23 protein-coding genes are annotated in these 20,602 nt (G+C 46.0%); 22 read left to right on the top strand and 1 reads right to left on the bottom strand.

Annotated elements, in window-relative coordinates:
• Positions 1-2 precede the first annotated feature (2 nt).
• From AB3351_RS15765 to AB3351_RS15730, 8 genes are all read left to right on the top strand, one after another.
• Complete coding sequence (locus AB3351_RS15765) at positions 3-1,196, top strand: LL-diaminopimelate aminotransferase (protein WP_371148106.1); 1,194 nt, start codon at positions 3-5, stop codon at positions 1,194-1,196.
• A gap of 194 nt (positions 1,197-1,390) precedes the next feature.
• On the top strand, positions 1,391-1,930 hold the full coding sequence (locus AB3351_RS15760; protein WP_371148105.1) for a peroxiredoxin: 540 nt from the start codon (positions 1,391-1,393) through the stop codon (positions 1,928-1,930).
• A 208-nt stretch (positions 1,931-2,138) separates the two neighbouring features.
• Complete coding sequence (locus AB3351_RS15755) at positions 2,139-2,588, top strand: redoxin domain-containing protein (protein ID WP_371148104.1); 450 nt, start codon at positions 2,139-2,141, stop codon at positions 2,586-2,588.
• Positions 2,589-2,622: 34 nt separating this feature from the next.
• Positions 2,623-3,003, top strand: a complete 381-nt coding sequence (gene gcvH, locus AB3351_RS15750) for a glycine cleavage system protein GcvH (protein ID WP_371148103.1) — start codon at positions 2,623-2,625, stop codon at positions 3,001-3,003.
• Positions 3,004-3,122: 119 nt separating this feature from the next.
• Entirely contained in the window at positions 3,123-3,365 is a 243-nt protein-coding gene (locus AB3351_RS15745) for a DUF2553 family protein (protein WP_371148102.1), read from the top strand.
• A 252-nt stretch (positions 3,366-3,617) separates the two neighbouring features.
• Complete coding sequence (locus AB3351_RS15740; RefSeq protein WP_371148101.1) at positions 3,618-4,049, top strand: hypothetical protein; 432 nt, start codon at positions 3,618-3,620, stop codon at positions 4,047-4,049.
• A 230-nt stretch (positions 4,050-4,279) separates the two neighbouring features.
• The gene (sigI, locus tag AB3351_RS15735) at positions 4,280-5,152 is read left to right on the top strand and encodes an RNA polymerase sigma-I factor (protein WP_371148100.1); all 873 of its coding nucleotides are present in this window, start codon (positions 4,280-4,282) and stop codon (positions 5,150-5,152) included.
• On the top strand, positions 5,076-6,386 hold the full coding sequence (locus tag AB3351_RS15730; protein ID WP_371148099.1) for an anti-sigma factor domain-containing protein: 1,311 nt from the start codon (positions 5,076-5,078) through the stop codon (positions 6,384-6,386). Before sigI ends, AB3351_RS15730 begins: the two co-directional genes overlap by 77 nt.
• A gap of 44 nt (positions 6,387-6,430) precedes the next feature.
• Here AB3351_RS15730 and AB3351_RS15725 read toward each other — a convergent pair whose 3' ends face one another.
• Positions 6,431-6,709 carry a hypothetical protein gene (locus AB3351_RS15725; RefSeq protein ID WP_371148098.1) on the bottom strand — a complete coding sequence of 93 codons (279 nt, stop codon included), beginning with the start codon at positions 6,707-6,709 and terminating at the stop codon, positions 6,431-6,433.
• 183 nt (positions 6,710-6,892) lie between these two features.
• On the opposite strand from AB3351_RS15725, the gene AB3351_RS15720 reads away from it, so the two are divergent.
• The 14 genes from AB3351_RS15720 to AB3351_RS15655 all read left to right on the top strand — a co-directional run bounded on the left by AB3351_RS15720 (position 6,893) and on the right by AB3351_RS15655 (position 20,578).
• Positions 6,893-7,333, top strand: coding sequence for a hypothetical protein (locus AB3351_RS15720; RefSeq protein WP_371148097.1), 441 nt, complete (start codon positions 6,893-6,895; stop codon positions 7,331-7,333).
• 257 nt (positions 7,334-7,590) lie between these two features.
• A complete protein-coding gene (sufC, locus tag AB3351_RS15715) occupies positions 7,591-8,379 on the top strand; it encodes a Fe-S cluster assembly ATPase SufC (RefSeq protein ID WP_371148096.1) in 789 nt (262 codons plus the stop codon).
• A 19-nt stretch (positions 8,380-8,398) separates the two neighbouring features.
• Positions 8,399-9,688: a Fe-S cluster assembly protein SufD gene (sufD, locus tag AB3351_RS15710; RefSeq protein WP_371148095.1), complete on the top strand. Its 1,290-nt coding sequence runs from the start codon at positions 8,399-8,401 to the stop codon at positions 9,686-9,688.
• Positions 9,688-10,911 carry a cysteine desulfurase gene (locus AB3351_RS15705; protein ID WP_371148094.1) on the top strand — a complete coding sequence of 408 codons (1,224 nt, stop codon included), beginning with the start codon at positions 9,688-9,690 and terminating at the stop codon, positions 10,909-10,911. Before sufD ends, AB3351_RS15705 begins: the two co-directional genes overlap by 1 nt.
• Complete coding sequence (gene sufU, locus AB3351_RS15700; protein ID WP_371148093.1) at positions 10,898-11,350, top strand: Fe-S cluster assembly sulfur transfer protein SufU; 453 nt, start codon at positions 10,898-10,900, stop codon at positions 11,348-11,350. The genes AB3351_RS15705 and sufU overlap by 14 nt, the downstream gene beginning before the upstream one ends.
• A 26-nt stretch (positions 11,351-11,376) precedes the next feature.
• The gene (gene sufB / locus AB3351_RS15695; RefSeq protein WP_371148092.1) at positions 11,377-12,777 is read left to right on the top strand and encodes a Fe-S cluster assembly protein SufB; all 1,401 of its coding nucleotides are present in this window, start codon (positions 11,377-11,379) and stop codon (positions 12,775-12,777) included.
• A 104-nt stretch (positions 12,778-12,881) separates the two neighbouring features.
• Positions 12,882-13,700 (top strand): sulfite exporter TauE/SafE family protein, encoded by an 819-nt coding sequence (locus tag AB3351_RS15690; RefSeq protein ID WP_371148091.1) that lies wholly within the window; start codon positions 12,882-12,884, stop codon positions 13,698-13,700.
• Between the two features lie 24 nt (positions 13,701-13,724).
• Positions 13,725-15,164 (top strand): bifunctional metallophosphatase/5'-nucleotidase, encoded by a 1,440-nt coding sequence (locus AB3351_RS15685; protein ID WP_371148090.1) that lies wholly within the window; start codon positions 13,725-13,727, stop codon positions 15,162-15,164.
• 61 nt (positions 15,165-15,225) lie between these two features.
• Positions 15,226-15,483, top strand: coding sequence for a DUF6154 family protein (locus AB3351_RS15680; protein WP_371148089.1), 258 nt, complete (start codon positions 15,226-15,228; stop codon positions 15,481-15,483).
• A gap of 70 nt (positions 15,484-15,553) precedes the next feature.
• Positions 15,554-15,856: a YunC family protein gene (locus AB3351_RS15675; RefSeq protein WP_371148088.1), complete on the top strand. Its 303-nt coding sequence runs from the start codon at positions 15,554-15,556 to the stop codon at positions 15,854-15,856.
• A gap of 108 nt (positions 15,857-15,964) precedes the next feature.
• Positions 15,965-17,056 (top strand): HD-GYP domain-containing protein, encoded by a 1,092-nt coding sequence (locus tag AB3351_RS15670; RefSeq protein ID WP_371148087.1) that lies wholly within the window; start codon positions 15,965-15,967, stop codon positions 17,054-17,056.
• Positions 17,057-17,085: 29 nt separating this feature from the next.
• Complete coding sequence (locus AB3351_RS15665) at positions 17,086-18,480, top strand: FAD-dependent thymidylate synthase (RefSeq protein ID WP_371148086.1); 1,395 nt, start codon at positions 17,086-17,088, stop codon at positions 18,478-18,480.
• A gap of 240 nt (positions 18,481-18,720) precedes the next feature.
• On the top strand, positions 18,721-19,371 hold the full coding sequence (locus AB3351_RS15660; protein ID WP_371148085.1) for a cell wall hydrolase: 651 nt from the start codon (positions 18,721-18,723) through the stop codon (positions 19,369-19,371).
• Between the two features lie 100 nt (positions 19,372-19,471).
• The gene (locus tag AB3351_RS15655; protein WP_371148084.1) at positions 19,472-20,578 is read left to right on the top strand and encodes an AbrB family transcriptional regulator; all 1,107 of its coding nucleotides are present in this window, start codon (positions 19,472-19,474) and stop codon (positions 20,576-20,578) included.
• Positions 20,579-20,602: the final 24 nt, after the last annotated feature.

Genomic DNA, 20,602 nt, shown 5'->3' with positions numbered 1-20,602 from the left:
CCATGAAAACGTTACATAATATTCGTCCGGCAGAACGCCTGTCCAATCTCTCATCCGCCATCTTTACGGAGATGAACCTGCGGAAGCAGAATATCCAGGCACAAGGTATAAATGTAATTGATTTAGGGATCGGCAGTCCCGATCAACCGCCTTCTCCGCTTGTAATGGAAGCGCTGGCGCAGGCGGTACAGAAGCCAGAGAACTACGGGTATCCAACCTCAGAAGGGTCGGTTCGTTTCCGGGAGACCACAGCTAAATGGTATCATCACCGCTTCGGTGTTGCGCTTGATGCCCAAACAGAAGTGCTGTCTCTAATGGGTTCTCAGGACGGTCTCGCTCATCTGGCGCAGGGGTGGATCGATCCCGGGGATGTTGTGCTTGTACCGGACCCGGGGTATCCGATTTATTTTGCCAGTGTAACACTTGCCGGTGGAGAGATTTATCCGCTGCCGTTGCGTGAAGAGAATGGGTTTCTTCCGGATTTTTCGAATATTCCGGCCGATATTAAGCAGCGTGCGAAGCTGATGGTAATGAACTACCCGAACAATCCGGTGGCTGCGATAGCGACGGATGAGTTTTTTGCAGAGGTCGTTGCATTTGCGAAAGAGAATCAACTGATTGTAGCGCACGATCTGGCGTATTCAGAGCTTGCCTTTGACGGCTACCGTCCGTCAAGCTTTCTAGAGACTCCTGGTGCGAAGGAAATTGGCGTTGAATTTAATTCATTATCCAAAAGCTTCAATATGGCAGGCTGCCGAATCGGATATGTAGTTGGAAATCGAGAAGTGATCAAGCCGCTTGCCGTTATTAAATCCAATATTGACTATGGTGTATTTTTGGCTGTGCAGGAAGCTGCGGTCGTAGCCATGGAGCATGATATGTTGCATCCTGATGAGAATAAGAATGCGGCGACATACCAGGAGCGGCGTGATGTTCTTGTAGATGGACTTGCAGCCATCGGCTGGAATATCCCAAAGCCGAAAGCAACCATGTTTATTTGGGCGCCTATTCCCAAAGGATGGACATCGGAGCAGTTTGCCTTTGAATTGCTTGAAAAAACGGGCGTGGTTGTTATTCCAGGCAATGCTTTTGGAGCGCAGGGAGAAGGATATGTCCGTATTGCTCTAGTAAGGCCGCCTGAGGTTTTGCGAGAAGTTATTTTGCGCATTAAAGAATCAGGAATACTTTTAGGGTAAATTGCACATGTTACGTGATGTGCGTTATCCTTGAATTTAGCAGCGAATAAAAACACAACAAGCTTAATTAAAATTATTACAATTTTGTATTGACTATCATCTTGAGGCTTGTTATGATGTAAGAAGAAACGGAAACATTCACTATTCCAGGTTCGCCTGGATTAGAATATTTCTATATTAGGAGGTAGTTACATATGGCAGAACGTATTGTTGGTTTACCGGCTCCAGATTTCGAAATGGAGACAGCACTAGGAGATGGCGAGAACTTTGGTAGTGTAAAACTGTCTGACTACAAAGGAAAATGGCTGGTAATGTTCTTCTATCCGCTTGACTTCACTTTCGTATGCCCAACAGAAATCACAGCAATGAGCGATGCTTTCGAACAGTTTGCTGAGCTTGATACGGAAGTACTGGCTGTAAGCACAGACAGCAAATTCTCTCACCGCGCATGGATCAATACATCCCGTGATGAGAATGGTCTTGGCAAGCTGAACTTCCCAATTGCAGCTGACCTCACTCATAAAGTTTCTCGTGACTACGGCGTATTGATTGAAGAACAAGGTATCGCATTGCGCGGTCTGTTCATCATCGATCCAGAAGGCGTATTGAAATATTCCGTTGTTCACCACAATGATGTTGGCCGCAGCGTAGATGAAACACTTCGCGTGCTGCAAGCATTCCAATCCGGCGGCCTGTGCCCAGCTAACTGGAAGCCAGGACAAGCTAACCTGTAAGATTGATTCTTGCACGAGGCTTATACGCCTTACATCTAAGGTAAGTAAGAATGAAGAGGACCTAACTTTTGCGAAATTGTTAGGTCCTTTTTGACAATATACCTGTATAATATTTCTTGTTTCTGCGCATACTCCGAAGGCTTTATTCTTATACTGAGAAAGTGGAAGAATAGCCTTATCATATGATGTTACAAAGGAGGAGCCATACATGAAATTACGGGAGCAGATGCCGGAGTTTACCGGTGTTACAGAATGGGTGAACGGCGTAGTAGCAAAAGCGGAACTGAAAGGTGCACCAACGTTGATTCATTATTGGTCAATTAGCTGTCATGCCTGCAAGGAGACGCTGCCGCAGCTCAATGAATGGCGTGACCGTTATAAGGATCAAGGACTTCGTGTCGTTAGCGTTCATATGCCGCGCTCGCAGAAGGATATGGAGATTGATCCGGTGAAGGAAGCGATTGAGCGGTATGAGCTGATTCATCCGGTTGCTATTGATAACGACTATAAGCTGGTAGACGCCTATCAAAATCAATATGTGCCAGCGTATTACCTCTTCGATGCAGACCAGAATTTGCGTCACTATCAAGCCGGTGAAAAAGGTCTGAAAATGCTTGAGAAGCGTCTGGGTCGTGTGCTTACAACAGAAGAGGGGTAATAATCCGACTGTATATGAGGAGGAATCAAAAACAATGAATTTACCAACAAATTTGAAATACAGCAAAGAACATGAATGGGTGCGTATTGAGGGAAATAAAGCTCACATCGGCATTACCGACTTTGCCCAATCAGAGTTAGGTGATATTGTGTTTGTAGAGCTTCCTGCTGTAGGAGATGAGATGAAGCAGGATCAGCCATTTGGCAGCGTAGAATCTGTTAAAACCGTATCGGAGTTGTATGCACCGCTTAGCGGTAAAGTCATCGAGGTCAATGGTGATCTTGAAGATTCTCCAGAGCTTGTGAATGAATCCCCATATGAAAACGCATGGATGGTTGTTATTGAGCTTGCTGACGATAGCGAATTGAACAAGCTAATGGATGCAAAAGCATATGAAGAAATGGTACAAGAGTAAATAAATGTTTAAAAAAACGGCTTTTCTTGTTTAAAGCCGTTTTTTTAGTGGTAAGATACGTGTAAAAAACTGCAGGTCTCGGCATACTATGAGTATTCTACGTAATCGGAGGGATCTACATGTCACAACATTCTGATGTAAGCCGGATTGATGTCACGAACAAAGTGCGCGGTGAAGTGACGGAAGATTGCATTGTCCTGACACTGAATGGGCAAGAAATTGGCCACATTCCATTTGATGGAGGCTCCTGTACGATGAATGCCGGATATGCAGTAGACCAGCAGCGTATTTTTCGGCTTGATCAAGCGGATACGGTTCATCCATCCAGTTATGTGGATGATTGCGACTGGGGTTGGTGTTAAGGTAAGAAGCGGGCTTCCCGCTTCTTTTTTTGTGTAAATGTTCTTTAGAAAATATGCAATTTATATATTGGTTCCGCTCATCTGTGGTAGAATAATAGAAAGCTAACGCAAAAGTCAAAAAAAAATAGGTGTATAGGAGACAGAGAGTAGCCAGAAGTTCCAGTAATTACGTCTAGGAAAATGAAATTGCTGCCGATACAATAGAAAATAGACGTTTTTAGCGTGGCTGTTCTAGATAAAGGAGGAATCCGGATGAGTTTTTGCTGTGGAGCCAGTATGATTGGCGCTCTGGGGAGTTTGCGCCATTTTAGAACACAGATTCATAATGTCCCTATCCTGTACTGTCCTGTATGTAACCGCATTGACGTTCATCCAGAAGTGGAAGAAGAATATGATATATTATCTGATTATGCCCAAGCAGATTTAGCTCCCGAAGTTGATTTTCGTGATTATGTGACGGGAGAGCATATTGATAGAGCATTTGAGAATTGTGTTTCGATCGACAATGGGAATATCTCGCATATTCTCCGAACTCAAATCGATAACGCGCTTGATCTAATGTCCGTAGCCAAGCAGCTTGAAGACGAGGAATGGGGTCGCGCGCTGAAACAAAGACTTAACAAGCTCAGCCAGCGCCTGAATCGTTGGGAAGCACAGAGCAATAAAACCCTGCCAGGGTATTGAAAAAATAAAAAAACTATTTTATGATTAGTCGCCAAAGCTGTCTCTTTAGAATGATAGAGATAGGAAGGCGGCTTTTTTTTCTGGGCTGCTGTAGTTGCCAAGCATTGAATTTACGAATAAGCTTATATTTGATAGGATGGAAAACTTTTATTTTTATTACATAAACATACCTTTCTCCCCCCTCAAAAAAATTTGAGCATGCGAATAGGTATAAAGCGAGGTGAACGTACTTGTTACTCACACTTTTCCTGGGAAAACGGCGCCGACAAGAAAAATCTCTGGAGAAGAATCATGAAACTGAACAGCTCCATCGAATGATCGAAAAAATTCACCAGGGCGAAGAGGAGTTGCGCAACGAATTGCTTACACAGTATCGGCCGTTCATCGGTACGGTCGTATCAAAAGTGTGCAAACGATATATTCACCAAAGCCATGATGAAGAGTTTAGTGTTGGACTTGAAGCATTTAACGAAGCGATATCACAGTATTCGAGCAACAAAGGCGGCAGTTTTTTGTCTTTTGCGGATCTGGTGATACGTAGGCGTGTCATAGATTACATCCGAAAAAATAAGCAGCGAGCCTTACTTGTTTCTTTGGATGAATCGATGGACCCTGAATCGCCCGAATACAATGTCTGGGATGTACAGGTGTCAGTCGAACAATACCAAGCAGAGCGCGAAGCGGAGATGAGAAGAGAGGAAGTTCTACATTACCGTCAGCAACTGCGTGAATTCGATATTTCGCTTGAGGAATTGCCTGAGTATACACCCCGGCATATAGATGCCCGAAACAACATGATTCGCATCGCCCGTATGATTGCAGAAAACGAGCACTTGCGAGAGGCTTTTCTTGCGAAAAAGAAAATACCGGTTAAATACCTCCTTCAATACATTTCTTTCTCACGCAAAACTGTAGAAAGAAACCGGAACTATATTGTGGCGATTACGCTTGTATTTATTGGAAACTATCAGTTTTTACGCTCCTACATCCAAATGGATGAGACAGAGGGAAAGGGGGAGCTCGCGCGTGAAGAAGAAGGGCATCGTGTTGGAGATACAGGGGCAGTATCTTATTGTCATGACATCCGGCGGGAGATTTTGTAAAGTTCCACCTACAGGCGAATCGCTTAAAGAAGGCGACGAGATTGAATTTACCCACACGATTGAAGGGAAGGAAAGCCCGCGGAGCAAGCAGTACGTCTGGAAGAAGTGGTCCTACACGGCAGCAGCCTGTTTGCTTTTGCTAATTACTGCATTTCCGTTATGGAATATGGTGTTCGCCTCAGCGTATGCCATGGTCTCTATTGATATCAATCCAAGCTTTGAGCTAGAGGTTGATGAGAAGTATAAAGTAACGGATATTCATGCTTTAAATAAAGAAGGCGAACAAGTGCTATCCGATATGGAATGGGAAGATCGTGCGCTAATCGAGGTGACGAAGGAGATTTTGTCGGAAGCTCGGGAGCAAGGATACCTAAAAACCAATCATGACGTGTTGATTGTGCCGATCGGTCTAAAGAATCCACAGGCATCGCAAGAGTTGCTTGAAGTGATGAAAAAAGAAGTGCCGGCCATTACCGACAGCAGCGTGGGGGAGCTAACGGTTACCATGATGGATGGCACAGAAGAAATACGCAAGCAAGCGCAGAAGTTTGGTGTGTCTGCCGGACGCTATGCATTGTATGAATCCATGAAGCGTATGCATAAGGATGTGGATGAGGACAAAATCCGAAACCTTAGCATCAGCGAAGTGTCCTCTGCAATTGGCGGATTCAAAAACATACCGAATGCGGTACAGTATTCGAGCCAATCGTCTATGGCCGCTAAAAATATACAACAAAAACAAACTCCTGCACGCCCGGCCCAGGTACGGACACCTGCGAGACCGTCGGCGCCTGCGAAGGAGATACAGACACATTCGCAGAAAAAGCAAGGGACTCCTGCCCATAACGAGCGGGAATCGTCGCCTGTCAAGGAACCTCCGAAATTAACCAGGCAGGAACAAGCCGACAAGTCCAAAGGTGTTCCTAAGATGATTGCGGCAGAGCAGAAGCATAAAGCTGCTGTACAGGCACAAAAAGAGGCCAAGAAAACAGAAGAGGATAAGAAGTATAATTCCTCCTACGGCAATCAGCAGCAGCAAAATCAGCAGGGTGGTCAGGCAATTAAGGAACAAGAGAAAGAACGGAACGAGAAGTATAAAGAAGAACGAGAAAAAAATAAACAGAACTTTGTTCGTCCTCCTGTGAATCAAAAGGAAGAAAAGGATGACGAGAAGGAAGATTCTGACCGGGGCAAGGGAACGTCCTCGGATACTAAAAAAGAGAATAAAGAGTAAAAAAGAAGCCGGTGTCATCTGTGACACCGGCTTCTTGTATTAGATTATATAAAAATAGATGTCCGCTTTCCGCACGAATCAACGCCGGTGCAAGAGATTCCATCAAAATGCTCGAAGCTTCGGGCTTCCGATAAAAAAACGGATGATTCATCGCATAGGTGGGCATATTCATCATCTGTAATATATTCATATGCATAGCGGTTCAAACGACGGATGCGCCATAATCGTTTACCGTTAGCTTCTTCAAACCAGTTCTGGGCTTGCTGGCAAAGATGATGGGATGTATCGATAACTTTCTGACAGGGAGGACAACAAAACTCCATTATATCACCCCGATTTTACGATTTTATTTACTATAGTATACAAAATATTCAGTCGCTACGCATGTCTTTTCCTTTATTTTCTTCAATATGGAAAAAATAAGTTACAAATTCGTGTCTGTGCCTAATGGAAGAAATGAAAAATGCTAAGATTATAAGCAAAAAGGTTAGAGTGAGGAAATAGACATGACAGCAACTATTCTGTATGTAGGCGCAGCAATGCTCGTTTCGATTCTGCTGTTTATCTTGGCTTTTTATGCGTTAACGAGGAAAAGGGACAACGCAGGCGATCTTGCTACCATCGGACCTCATCATTTTGATGTGCCGCTTTGGCAGGGAAAGGTTAAAAAAGTAATGCACAATGAGCATGTGCATGAAACAGATATGGATGTGATCGTATATAGCAAAAGTATTTTCATGGGGTTTGCCTCGCAGGGTTTTCCATTCGTACATATCAATGCGGAAAATATTATTCGGGTACAGTATCAACGTCACAGCGTATCCATCCAGACAAAGGGAACAGAACCGCAGTCTTCTTATGTAACAGTTAGCGGTGCGGGAGAGAAAGAGCTGCTGCAATTTGCTCGCAAGGCGGAATTTATCGGGGTACGTGCGAAGAAAACATGAAAAAAGAAAGCAATAATGCCTGCTTTCTTTTTTGAACTTCTATATTATAGTTAGGAGTATTTATAGCCATATTAAAAGGGATGAAGAAACGACTTTTTAAACAATTTTGTTTAAAAAATATGTATATAGGTCTTTCCTTGATTTTCAACTATGTTATACTATATTATAAAAGAGGATTGAACACAATTGTTCTATTTTCATGGCGATTGCCCGTCATGTTTTGAAGATGATAAAAGTTAGATGGAGGGAATTTACTCATGGCAGGAACACCGCATTTGCAAATAAAAGACCTAACCGTTGCGATTGAGGATAAACAAATTCTTAAGGGTTTGAACCTAGAAATTAAAGGCGGCGAAGTACATGCCATCATGGGTCCGAATGGAACGGGTAAATCTACGCTCGCTTCCGCCATCATGGGTCATCCGAAGTACAAAGTAACCGGCGGCTCTGTAACGCTGAACGAGGAAGACGTACTGGAGATGGAAGTAGACGAGCGCGCACGCAAAGGGCTGTTTCTTGCGATGCAGTACCCAAGTGAGATTAGCGGCGTAACAAATGCCGACTTCCTACGCAGTGCAATCAATGCTCGTCAAGAAGAGGGCAAAGAAGTATCACTTATTAAATTCATTCGTCAAATGGATAAGCAAATGGAAGTGCTGGAGATGGATCAAGCCTTCTCACACCGCTATGTAAATGAAGGGTTCTCCGGCGGAGAGAAGAAGCGTAATGAGATTCTTCAGATGATGATGCTGAAGCCAAGCATCGCCATTCTTGATGAGATTGACTCCGGCCTTGATATTGACGCACTGAAAATCGTAGCACGTGGGGTAAATGAGCTGCGCAGTTCGGAGATGGGTGTATTAATGATTACCCACTACCAGCGTCTGTTGAACTACATTAAGCCTGATTTTGTCCACGTTATGATGCAGGGGCGCATCGTGAAATCCGGTGGACCGGAACTGGCCCTGAAGCTTGAAGAGAACGGCTATGATTGGATTAAAGAAGAACTGGGCATTCAGGACGAAACAGTAGGCGCAGAAGCGTAGGTTAGGAGGAGTGACAGGAATGAGCGTAGAAGCGAACGTACGATTTGGCCAGGAAGCGGTCACACGCTTTTCCACGGTCGAACCGGAATGGTTGACGCAGCTTCGCCAGGAAGGATTTGCAGGCTATCAGCAACTTCCGCTGCCGAAGCTCGAGAAGACGAAGATTGATAAATGGAATATTGATGCATTTGTTCCATATAAAGAAGAAGCAGCATTTTCCACAAAGGAAGAACTCCCGCAAGAAATTGTAGAGCTATTAGATGCAGACAATGAAAATATCATTGTGCAAAAGCATGCAAGCATTGTATACGCAAACATCAGCAATTCCCTAAAGGAACAAGGTGTTGTGTTTATGCCGTTAGCCGAAGCTATAAAGGAACATGGTGATCTGATTAAGAAATATCTGTTCCAAAGCGGCATCGAACAGCATAAGGTTACAGCGTTGCACCAAGCGCTTTGGACCGGTGGGTTTTTCGTATACGTGCCTAAAAATGTTGAAGTACAACAACCGCTGCAGACATTCGTATGGGGCGTGGAAGAAGAAGTAGCGCTTCTACCGCACACGCTGATCGTAGCCGAATCAAACAGCAAGGTAACGGTTACGGAGAATGTGATCGGAGCAAAATACACACAGCCAGTTGTCGTGAACGGCATGGTAGAAATATTCGCTGCAGGCGGCGCGCGTGTACAGTACGCTTCGCTGCGCTCGCTTGTAGAACCGGTGACAGATTATACGCACCGCCGCGGTATAGCTGCCGATGATGCACGTATTGAATGGCTGCTAGGCGATATGAATTTAGGCAATACCGTATCCAATACGACGACGATTTTGGAAGGGAACGGTTCTTCCACCGATGTAAAAACCGTCGCGATTGCAAATGGCAGCCAGAAAGAGAATTTCGTCTCCCGTGTCATTCATATTGGCACGCATACAGAGAGCGCGATGCTCTCTCGCGGTGTTATGCTTGATGAGGCAACCGCAATTTTCAATGGGATCACAGAGATGAAGAAGGGTGCGGAGAAAGCGAACGGGGAACAGGCTGAGAATATTCTCATGATCGGTGACCGAGCACGCGGCGATGCCAATCCAATTCTTCTGATCGACGAAGATGATGTAATGGCAGGCCATGCGGCGTCCGTTGGCCCTGTGAGCCCTCTGCAGTTGTACTATATGATGTCTCGTGGGATCTCGCGTACAGAAGCGGAGCGCCTAATCATTAATGGATTCGTAGCTCCCGTACTGGATCAACTTCCGATTGAGGGTATGCAAAAGCGCCTAAGCGCAATGATTGAAGGCAAGCTGTCTTGATGAATGCAAAAGAAATTCGCGAACTCTTTCCCATTCTTAATCAGAAGGTAAACGGCCATCCACTTGTATACCTAGATAGTGCGGCTACATCACAGAAGCCGGTTCAGGTTATCGAAGCGATGGACCGCTATTATCGGGAATACAATTCCAACGTACACCGCGGCGTTCATACCCTCGGAACGCTTGCCACGGATGGATACGAAGGAGCGCGCGAGAAAGTTCGCAAATTCATCAATGCCAAGGAAACCGCAGAAGTTATTTTTACCCGCGGGACGACGACGGCTCTGAATTTTGTTGCACAAGGCTACGCCCGCAACTTTATCAGAGAAGGCGATGAGATCGTTATTACGGAAGTGGAGCACCACAGCAATTTTATTCCGTGGCAGCAAATCGCCAAAGTAACCGGGGCGACATTGAAATTCATTCCACTCGCTGAGGATGGAACGATTACCATCGAAGCAGCAGAGCAAACGATTACATCGAATACGAAGCTGGTCGCGATGGGCTATGTGTCCAACGTGCTTGGTTCGATCAATCCGGTGAAAGAAGTGGCACAGATCGTTCACCGACACGGCGGAGTTATGGTGGTGGACGGTGCGCAGGCTGCACCACACCTGAAGGTAGATGTACAGGATTTGAATTGTGATTTCTTTGCATTCTCCGGCCATAAAATGGCAGGACCAACCGGTATCGGTGTCCTATACGGCAAACGCGAGCTTCTTGAGAAGATGGAGCCGGTGGAGTTTGGCGGAGAGATGATTGACTTCGTTGATTTGTACGATTCAACTTGGAAAGAGCTTCCGTGGAAGTTTGAAGGCGGTACACCGATTATCGCCGGCGCAATCGGTCTCGGCGCAGCCATTGACTTCGTTGAATCCATTGGTATGGATGCGATTCGTGACCATGAACATAAGCTTGTCAGCTATGCGATGGATCAGCTTAACGGCATTGACGGTCTGAAGATTTTTGGACCGAAAGAGAGAAGCGGCCTGGTTACGTTCACGATGAATGAAGCACATCCGCATGACATTGCGACCGTTCTTGATACAGAAGGAATCGCGATCCGTGCAGGACATCACTGCTGCCAGCCGCTGATGAAGTGGCTGAAAGTATCGTCGACAGCACGGGCAAGCTTCTATCTCTATAACACGGAAGAAGATATAGATGCGCTGGTAAAAGCACTTATCAAAACAAAGGAGTATTTCGGCAATGTCTTCTCTTGATGATTTGTACCGCAGAGTTATCATGGACCATTACCAGCGACCACGCAATCGCGGAGAGCTAGCGGATGGTGGACTGACGGTAAATATGAATAACCCGACCTGCGGCGACCGTATTCAACTGCAGATGAAAGTGGAAGGCGGAAAAATTGCTGACGCCCGCTTTACCGGAGAAGGCTGTTCAATCAGCATGTCTTCTGCTTCGATGATGACGGAAGCTGTCAAAGGGCTTGAAGTAGACGAAGCATTGGCCATCTCCGAATTATTCTCCCGCATGATGAAAGGGGAAGCCTCGGATGAAGAGATCGAAGAAGCTGACCTGGAGGATATTGAAGCACTGCAAGGCGTAAGTAAGTTTCCGGCCCGTATCAAGTGCGCAACTCTCGCGTGGAAAGCCATGGAGAAAGGCCTTCGCGAGCAGCCTAAACATGAGGAGGCGTAACGCGCCTTAGCAAGGAGGAAATGAAAATGAGCAAAAAAGCACCTGAGCTATCCTCAGAATATCAGTATGGGTTTCATGACAAAGATATTTCGGTCTTCCGGGCAAAAAAAGGGCTGACTAAAGAAATTGTAGAGGAAATTTCCCGTATGAAAGGCGAAGAACAATGGATGCTTGACTTCCGCCTCAAATCGCTGGAACTTTTCCAAAGCATGCCGATGCCGACATGGGGCGGCGATTTGACGGAGCTTGATTTCAACAGCATCACATACTATGTGAAGCCGTCCGAGAAGGCAGGACGCAGTTGGGATGAAGTACCGGAAGAGATTAAGAATACATTCGATCGCCTGGGTATCCCAGAAGCGGAGCAGAAGTTCTTGGCGGGTGTATCGGCACAGTACGAATCCGAGGTGGTTTACCACAATATGCAGGAGGACCTCGAAGAGATGGGGGTTATCTTCTGTGATATGGATACGGCAGTGCGCGAGCATCCGGAGATTGTGAGGGAATACTTCAGCACAGTTATTCCGCCAACGGACAATAAATTCGCTGCATTGAATAGTGCGGTATGGTCAGGCGGAAGCTTCATCTACGTGCCGAAGGGAATCAAATGCGAAACACCATTACAGGCGTATTTCCGTATCAACTCCGAGAATATGGGGCAGTTTGAGCGGACGCTGATTATCGCTGATGAAGACAGCTTCGTCCATTATGTAGAAGGCTGTACGGCTCCGATCTACAGCACGGATTCACTGCACAGCGCGGTCGTTGAGATCATTGTTAAAAAGGGTGCACGCTGTCGCTACACAACGATCCAGAACTGGTCAAGCAACGTATACAATCTTGTTACGAAGCGTGCCGTAGCAGAAGAAGATGCTACGATGGAGTGGATCGATGGTAATATCGGTAGTAAGCTCACGATGAAATACCCGGCCGTTATCATGAAAGGACCGCGTGCAAAAGGCGTGGTTATCTCGATTGCTGTAGCGGGCAAGGGACAGCATCAGGATGCAGGTGCCAAAATGGTTCATCTTGCACCGGATTGCAGCTCTACCATCGTATCGAAGAGTATTAGTAAGCATGGCGGTAAAGTAACGTACCGCGGTCTTGCGAACTTTGGCCGTAAGTCTGAAGGCTCCAAGTCTAATGTGAAGTGCGATACCATCATTCTTGATAAGCTGTCAACTTCTGATACCATTCCATACAATGAAATCTTGAATAAGAATATTACACTTGAACACGAAGCAACAGTATCGAAAGTAAGTGAAGAGCAGCTCTTCTACCTGATGAGCCGTGGCTTAAAAGAAGACGAAGCGACACAAATGATTATCATGGGCTTCATCGAACCGTTCACGAAAGAACTGCCAATGGAATATGCGGTAGAGATGAACCGTCTGATTCAATTTGAGATGGAAGGCTCTATTGGATAATACACGCATTCTCAAAAAGGCTCCCGATTTAGTCGGGAGCTTTTTTTATGTTATGATGAAAGAAAAGATAGAAAGCGCAACGATGCATATTGGAGTGAATAGCTATGGGTTGGTTAATTCTTACGCTTGTCGGTATGGTGGCAGGCACATTCGGGAGTTTGCTTGGACTGGGCGGAGGTATTATCCTTGTCCCTGCATTGTTTTATTTATCAGGGAGTATACCGGGGATACCTGAGATTACTCCGCAGCTTGCCATTGGGACATCACTGATGCTCATTATTATTACGTCGCTTGCCTCAAGCATCAGTTATGCGAAGCAGAAATTAATTGATTTCTCAAGCGCGTGGTTGTTTTTTGCCGGAAGTGCGCCGGGTGCAATCATCGGTGCTTGGCTGTCCAAGTATTTTGATAAAGACTCCTTTACCTTATATTATGGAATCTTCATGTTGTTCATGTTATTCCTCCTTTCTTATCGACCACGATTAAGAGGAAAGAAAGAAAAACAGTGGGAAACGACGAAGACCTATACAGACGCAAACGGACAGGTACATACATACGGATATTCAAAGCCTTATGCGATCTGTCTTGCCTTGGCAGTAGGCATTCTATCCAGCGTATTTGGCATTGGGGGAGGGGCGCTGCTCGTCCCATTTTTACTCGTATTGTTTCGCTTTCCGCCACATGTGGCCGCAGCCACTTCCATGTTTGTTATCCTGCTCTCCTCGTCTGTAGGAAGCGTCACTCATGTGGTGCTTGGGCATGTAGCATGGGGAGCGGTCATTGCTACGGCGCCTGGTGCCTGGATCGGAGGGAAAGTAGGCAGTCAGCTCTCGCGCAAGTTATCGGGCCAATGGCTTGAGAGAATTTTAAAGGTCGTTCTATTGTTAATTGCTATTCGTATGTTATGGCAGGGACTGAAATAATGTTAATACGAAAGGGGCAATAACGTGGGGAAGGAAGAGAGCATTCTACATATTCTGCACACGAATGATTTACATAGTCATTTCGAAGAGATGCCTCATATTTCCACCGGCTTAAAGACGCTTCGCTTAGCTTTGCAGGAGAAAGGAGAAGCGGTTGTCACAGTGGATGTAGGGGATCATATGGATCGAATGAGCCTAAAAACAGAAGCGACGTTAGGGAAGGCCAATATCGATGTATTGAATGAAACGGGATATGATATCGCTATGATTGGCAATAATGAAGGCCTCACACTTCCTCGCGATGCTTTTGACTGCTTGTATGATCAGGCAGCATTTCCTGTTGTATGTGCGAATTTATTTGACGTGCGAAGCGGCAAACGTCCGGACTTTCTTCAGCCGTATCTTCGCAAGCAGTATGGTGATCTAACGGTCGGATGGATTGGAGTCACGGCCTCTTTTCCCTCGGTATATGAATTGCTGGGGCTAACTACAAGCGACCCTATTCAGGCGGTGGCTGAAGGTGTGGCGGCTCTGCGTTCTTCTGTTGATGTAATTGTTGTGTTATCCCATATTGGCTATGGTAAGGATGTTGAGCTTGCACAGCAAGTAGAAGGGATCGATCTGATTTTAGGCGCACATACGCATACCTATCTTGAAGCGGGAGAGCGAATTGGCAGTACGCTGATTTGCCAGACAGGAAAGTTTGGTCAATACATTGGTCATGTTACTGTAGCATATAATAAACAAACAAAAACCATTACTAAGATCTGTGCTTCCTGTCACTCCTCTAGACAATATGTTCCCGATGAAAAGGTCACACAGGTGATTGCTACCCATCTCGGACAAGCAGAAAGCATGATGGGAGAGGTCATTGCTAGTGTAACGCACGATCTTCCTGTATCATGGGAGGAGGAGTCACCGCTTGCTACCCTATTGGCGTCAGGGCTTCGTTCTTGGGTAGATGCTGAGGTTGGTCTCGTGAATTCGGGAACGCTACTCTTCTCCTTGCCCAAAGGGGATATTACACGCAAGGATTTATTAGCGGTATGCCCTCATCCTATTAATCCATGCCGGATGAAGCTAACGGGTGAACAACTGCTTGGCGTTTTGGAAGAAGCATTGGATGCCTCCGTAATTCATAAAGAGGTACGCGGATTTGGTTTTAGAGGGAAAGTCATCGGCTGGTTAGGTGTAGATGGTGCGGACATTTATTATGACCGGACTGCGGCTGTTGGGAAACGAATTCGCAGAGTAGAGATTCAAGGCACGATGCTGCAAAAGGATCGAATTTATACAGTTGGCATCATTGATATGTTTACATTCGGCGTTGTTTTTCCTATATTTAAACAGGGGACAGAAACAATGTTTTATTTACCGGAATTCTTACGTGATGTATTAGGTAAGCAACTGCAGAACGAGCAGGCAGTACAGGATGCTGCATGTAGACACTGGCATGTATTATAAAGCGGAAGATAGTAGAGAGACCGCATGAGCATTATAGATGTGAAAGGGGTACGTATGTTTCATGAAACTAGTCAATGAGATTTACAATTTGTATCGAGATAAATTAACAGGCGACGAAGAAGATGTGACAGCCATCGTGATGAGTCTTCTGCATGGTCAGGGAAAAGAAGAGCTGATGCAGTGGATCGAAGAGATGAATGAAAACGAGATGTATCAGATGCTTGGCTTGTATCTAATGGAGATGCTGCGAGTGAAAATGGCGGAGGAGGGCGCAAGAAATGTGCGGCCGGAGACAGTTCGCCAGCAGCGATACCATTAAGATGTCACAGAAACTTGGCCTCTTACATAGTGTAGAGGGAAAGGAATAAGGCATAGGGAGGACGTAGAGCATGGTCGAGGTGAAACCGCTTGTGCTTGATGGTCATCAAGTAACGGCTGTTTCGGTTGCATTGCCGAAAACAAATTTACTGATGGTTACGACAGAGAGAGGCTATATTATGTGTGGGGCGCTTGATGTAGGGTTATTAAATGAACGTCTTGCAGACCGCGGGATTATTGCCGGAAGAGCGCTGGGTGTGCGAACGATTGAACAACTGCTCGAAGCACCGCTAGAGTCTGTCACGATCGCAGCGGAGGAAATAGGTATCGTGCCGGGGATGAAAGGTAAAGATGCAATTATTGCTATGCTGTAGCTTTCCAATGGAAAGCTCTTTTTTTTAGGTAGATTATACGATATATTTCCTAGAGGACGGTATGTATAATGAGAAAAAGAGACTAGGTAAATAAGGAGTTAACGAGGTATGCGATTAATCTCCATTGAACGCTGTCAAGCGGGTATGGTATTGGCACAGCCGATTTGTACGGATCAGGGAACAATTTTGCTTAATACAGATATGACGCTAACAGATAGTATGATTGAGCGTTTAAAGCAAAAGGGAATCAACACGATATATATACGGGATGAAGCGACGGAAGATATAGAAATCGAAGAAACTATTTCACAAGAAACCAGACAAATGGCGATGAAGGTTATTTATCAGGGATTCTCAGAAATCATTCATGCCGAGAAAAAGTGGAAAGCGCGCCTCTCTCCCGCTACAACGGCTGCTTTCCGCAATGTGTTTGAATTGATTTTGGCCGATTTGAAAAACAACCGAAAAGCGATAGGACTATTAAGTGATATGTACATTCAGGATCATTATGTGTATGCTCATTCGCTTAATGTTGCGATCTATGCTGCAGCGGTCGGTCTTGAACTTGGATATACGGATAAGGAATTGTTGGAACTTGGCATCGGAGCTATGCTGCATGACATTGGGAAGCTGATGATTCCCGAGGAGATTCTGTATAAGCCTGGCCGTCTTACCGATGAGGAGTTCTCTACCGTAAAGCAGCATGCAGAATACGGATTTAACTACTTGCGTCACCAGCAAGGTATCCCGTTGCTGGCGGCGCATTGTGCGTACCAACATCATGAGAGACTTGATGGGACAGGTTATCCGAGAGCTTTGCAAGGTGACGAAATCCATAAGTATGCGCGTCTGCTCTCCGTGTGTGATGTATTTGATGCGCTGACAACCAATCGGGTATATCGTAATGCTATGCTACCGCATGATGCTATGGAAATTATTTTTGCCGGTACAGGCACTCATTTTGAGCCGAAGATTGTTGAAGCGTTCCGTAAGACGGTTGCTATTTATCCGATTGGCTTAACAGTTACACTGAATACGGGAGCCGTCGGCATTGTTGTTGATTATAATCGGAATCTACCGGGACGACCTGTAGTGCGCATCATTAAGCGTGAAGATGGAAGCAAGCCTGTCCCGTATTACGAAATGGACCTTTCCAAAGAGCTCAACATAACCATCGTACAGTGTGAGCCGATTTTATAGCGGAATAGATGAATGGGGTGGAGCAGGGAATGAGATTGGAGAATTGTGTAACCAGTACTGAAGATAACGTATATGCAATTAAAAATATACCAACAGAAGTAGTAGGCACTGTTTTTGCCAAGGTGAGTCGGAGTCCGTATAGCTTCCGTGAGAGCTTGTATGATTTGATCAAAGAAGACACATTGCAGCTGCCGGATGTAGATATGATCTCCATGTGGAAGCAGTCCGCAGTCTATTCCGGTGGATTCATGAAGGAGTGGGAGGCTAGGTATGGTCACCCGAGTATCAGGGAGCATGCCGTGGCTCAATTCTGTATTGAAGGTGTCTCTCGTTGGTTTACTGAGGTATTAGAAACCGTCCAAGCTGCAAAATGGTTATCGTTTACTGAGTTTAACATGCAGAATCAGAAATCGCAGGCCTTTGTCATTCCAAAAGAGCTCGATGACCATCCAACGCTTAAAGAGCGCTATATTCGTTTTGGAGAAGAATGCTTTGAAAAATACGAAGAGCTTATTCCGCTGTTTGTTGATGTCATCAAAAAGAGGAATCCAGATAGAAAAGACGGTGATATCGAAAAGCTGGCATACGAGAAGGCGCGTAATGTGCTGCCGCTTGCTGCGAAGTCTAATGTAGCCGTAACAGGGAATGCGCGGGCCATCTCGGATGCGATAGCGGAAATGCTCGCCCATGAAGGCTATAGCCAAGAAGTGGTTGAGACCGCAGCAAAAATTAGAGCACATACAGCGGAAGTATTGCCGTCCCTGCTTCGTGATACAGAAGCGACTCCGTATTTGCGTTCTTATACAGCCGAGTTTTATAAGCGACGTACATCCCATGTGGATATCCTTCCCGTGTACAATGGCCCGTTTGTTGAAGTAGAGGATGCAGTTGGTCTTTCCTGTACCCATGCAAGGGATATTGTGCTAGGTGATATGACGGAAATGAATCGATTCAGCGAACTTCCAACGGTGATGCGCGCCTTTGGTAAGCCGGTTGCCATTACATGTTCTCAAGGATGCCATCATCAGATCATCCGGCATCGGGCCTTCGATTTTTCTTTGCAGCTACCGGATACTTACTATGGGTTGATCATCCCGTCTGAAGCAGCAGAAGCGTCTGACATACCAGAAGCAGAGCGGATCTTCGATATTCTACTGAGCATGCGCGATCAATCCCATCAATTATATAATGAACTTGTGGGTGCAGGGCTCAGCGGCATTGCGCCGTATGTAGTGCTTAACGCCAATGCGCGCCGTCTTCCGCTCTATGCTAACCTGTATGGTCTGTCCCATTTTGTCACGCTTCGTAAGGAAGTATATGCACAGGATGAGATTCGCAGTGTGGCATCGCAGCTTGAACGTGTGTTTCAAGAAGAAGAGCAGGCGCTATCTGGCTTTACAATGGATCGTCATCATATAAAATAAAAGCCGCAGAAGAGAGGAGGGGATGCACCTCTCTCTTTTTTCATATGCAGCCTATATATACGAATCGACAGGAAGGCTTGTGGGAATCGTTTCCTACGTTTTTGCTTCTTTTCTTTTGAAACTTGCTGAAACCTCCATATTCTCTCTCTTTTTTCCATATAGTTACGACTTTTTGTGTATTGAATGCCCAGTGGGCTCTCCCTATAATGTGGGGAAGGAGAAAGAGGAGGTCACGCCAAGATGAAGAAGAGAATCGTAGTACCGCTGCTCCTGTCCGCTCTTATGCTAGGAACTACAGCAGGACCGACGTATGCTCATGCAGGAGCGGCACCAATGTTAAAGAAAGGCATGAAAAACAGCGATGTCTGGGATTTACAATTTCAATTGGGTACCCAAGGATATCTTTCTGTAGCGTCAACCGGCTATTACGGCACATTGACTGAAAAAGCGGTACAGGCTTTTCAGCGTGAGCATGGTCTAGCGGTAGATGGAGTAGCTGGGCCAAACACACTGGCCAAAATAAAGAAATCGACGATAAAAAAAGAAGATGTAGATAAGCTCGCTCGGGTTATCCACGGGGAAGCGCGCGGTGAATCGTTTGAAGGACAAGTTGCTGTAGGTGCGGTAGTATTAAACCGTCTGCAATCAGAAGAGTTCCCAAAGACGATGCAAGAGGTGATTTTTCAGCCGGGCGCATTCACGGCTGTCTCTGACGGTCAATATGCCCTGACGCCGAATAAACAGGCGTATCGTGCAGCGCGTGAAGCGCTTCGAGGAGTCGATCCGACTGATCGGTCACTTTATTACTTCAACCCCGATATTGCTACATCCAAATGGATTTGGACACGGCAGCAGATTAAAAAGATCGGCAAGCACATCTTTGCTAAATAGTGTAACATCATCCCCGCTTCTTACCGGAGCGGGGGTTTTTTATTTGCGGCAGATTAAGGAAGGGAGTAGGATGAGGGAAGAGGTAAAGGAGAGAAGCTAAATGGAAACGATAAAAAAACATGCGGCTGCGTTAGAGACTGCGGGTGTAGGTATTGTGGGTGCTTTGCTGTTTTTGCTGCTTCACGTACCGCTTCCGTGGATTCTTGGTCCGGTAGCATCTGTAACGATCTGGCGCTTGCTAACCGGTCGTTCGCTTGTATGGCCGTATTCATTTCGTCAGACGGCCCTTCTTCTTTTAGGATACATGCTGGGTGCTTCGTTTACGCGGGAGACGGCCTTGCAGATCCTCCAGCAGCTTCCATTCATGCTGATCTCAACGGCGCTTACGGTCGGGATCAGTCTGTCGCTCGGCATGATCATTGCCAAGCGTCTTGGAGCGGATATTGCGACAGGGATTTTTGGCAGTGTACCCGGCGGACTCTCACAAATGCTTATCCTAAGTGAGGAGGCGGAAGCAGTCGATGAGACCATGGTAGCCTTTATGCAGACAGTTCGCGTCATGGCCGTTATTTTTCTGGTGCCGTTTCTTACGGTGCATGGTCTTGAGCAGCCGATGGTTTCTAGCGGAGACGGGGGAGGGACGGCGGCAGGAGCAGTCGGCTTCTCCGCTTCATGGGAGCAGTATTTTCTCTATGCCGGTATTGCGCTGCTTGGCATGTGGGGAGGACCGCGCCTTGGTCTTCCTGCGGGCGCTTTGACAGGGCCGCTGCTGAGTACTGCGATCGTATTGGTTGCTATCGGCGGAGAAGCCCCTCCTCTTCCTTCGGCCTTTGTTCTGCTGTCTCAATTTGCGATTGGAGTCCATATCGGCTTACAGATGAAGCCGCAGTCGATTACAAACATGCAGGCTTTAAGTATATATACGGTGCTTAGCAGTATCATTCTTGTTCTTTTTTCCCTTCTGCTCGCATTTTTGCTTACATTGTGGACACCGATGACATTGACGACAGCTTTTTTAAGCACTGCACCGGGCGGAATTGCCGAGATGGGTGTAACGGCGAGTATGGTGCATGCTGATCTATCGATGGTGAGCGGATATCAGCTCTTTCGGGTGTTTTTTGTCATGTTCCTCGTTCCGCCCCTTTTACAGTGGTGGCTGCGGCAGCGTGCGAATGAAAAAAATATGGGTAAAGAGAAGGTAACATAACAGAGTAAAAGCAAAGGAGAGAGA

Origin of the sequence: Aneurinibacillus sp. REN35 (assembly GCF_041379945.2) — a bacterium.
Taxonomy (GTDB): domain Bacteria; phylum Bacillota; class Bacilli; order Aneurinibacillales; family Aneurinibacillaceae; genus Aneurinibacillus.
This window is presented reverse-complemented; position numbering and strand designations above follow the sequence as displayed.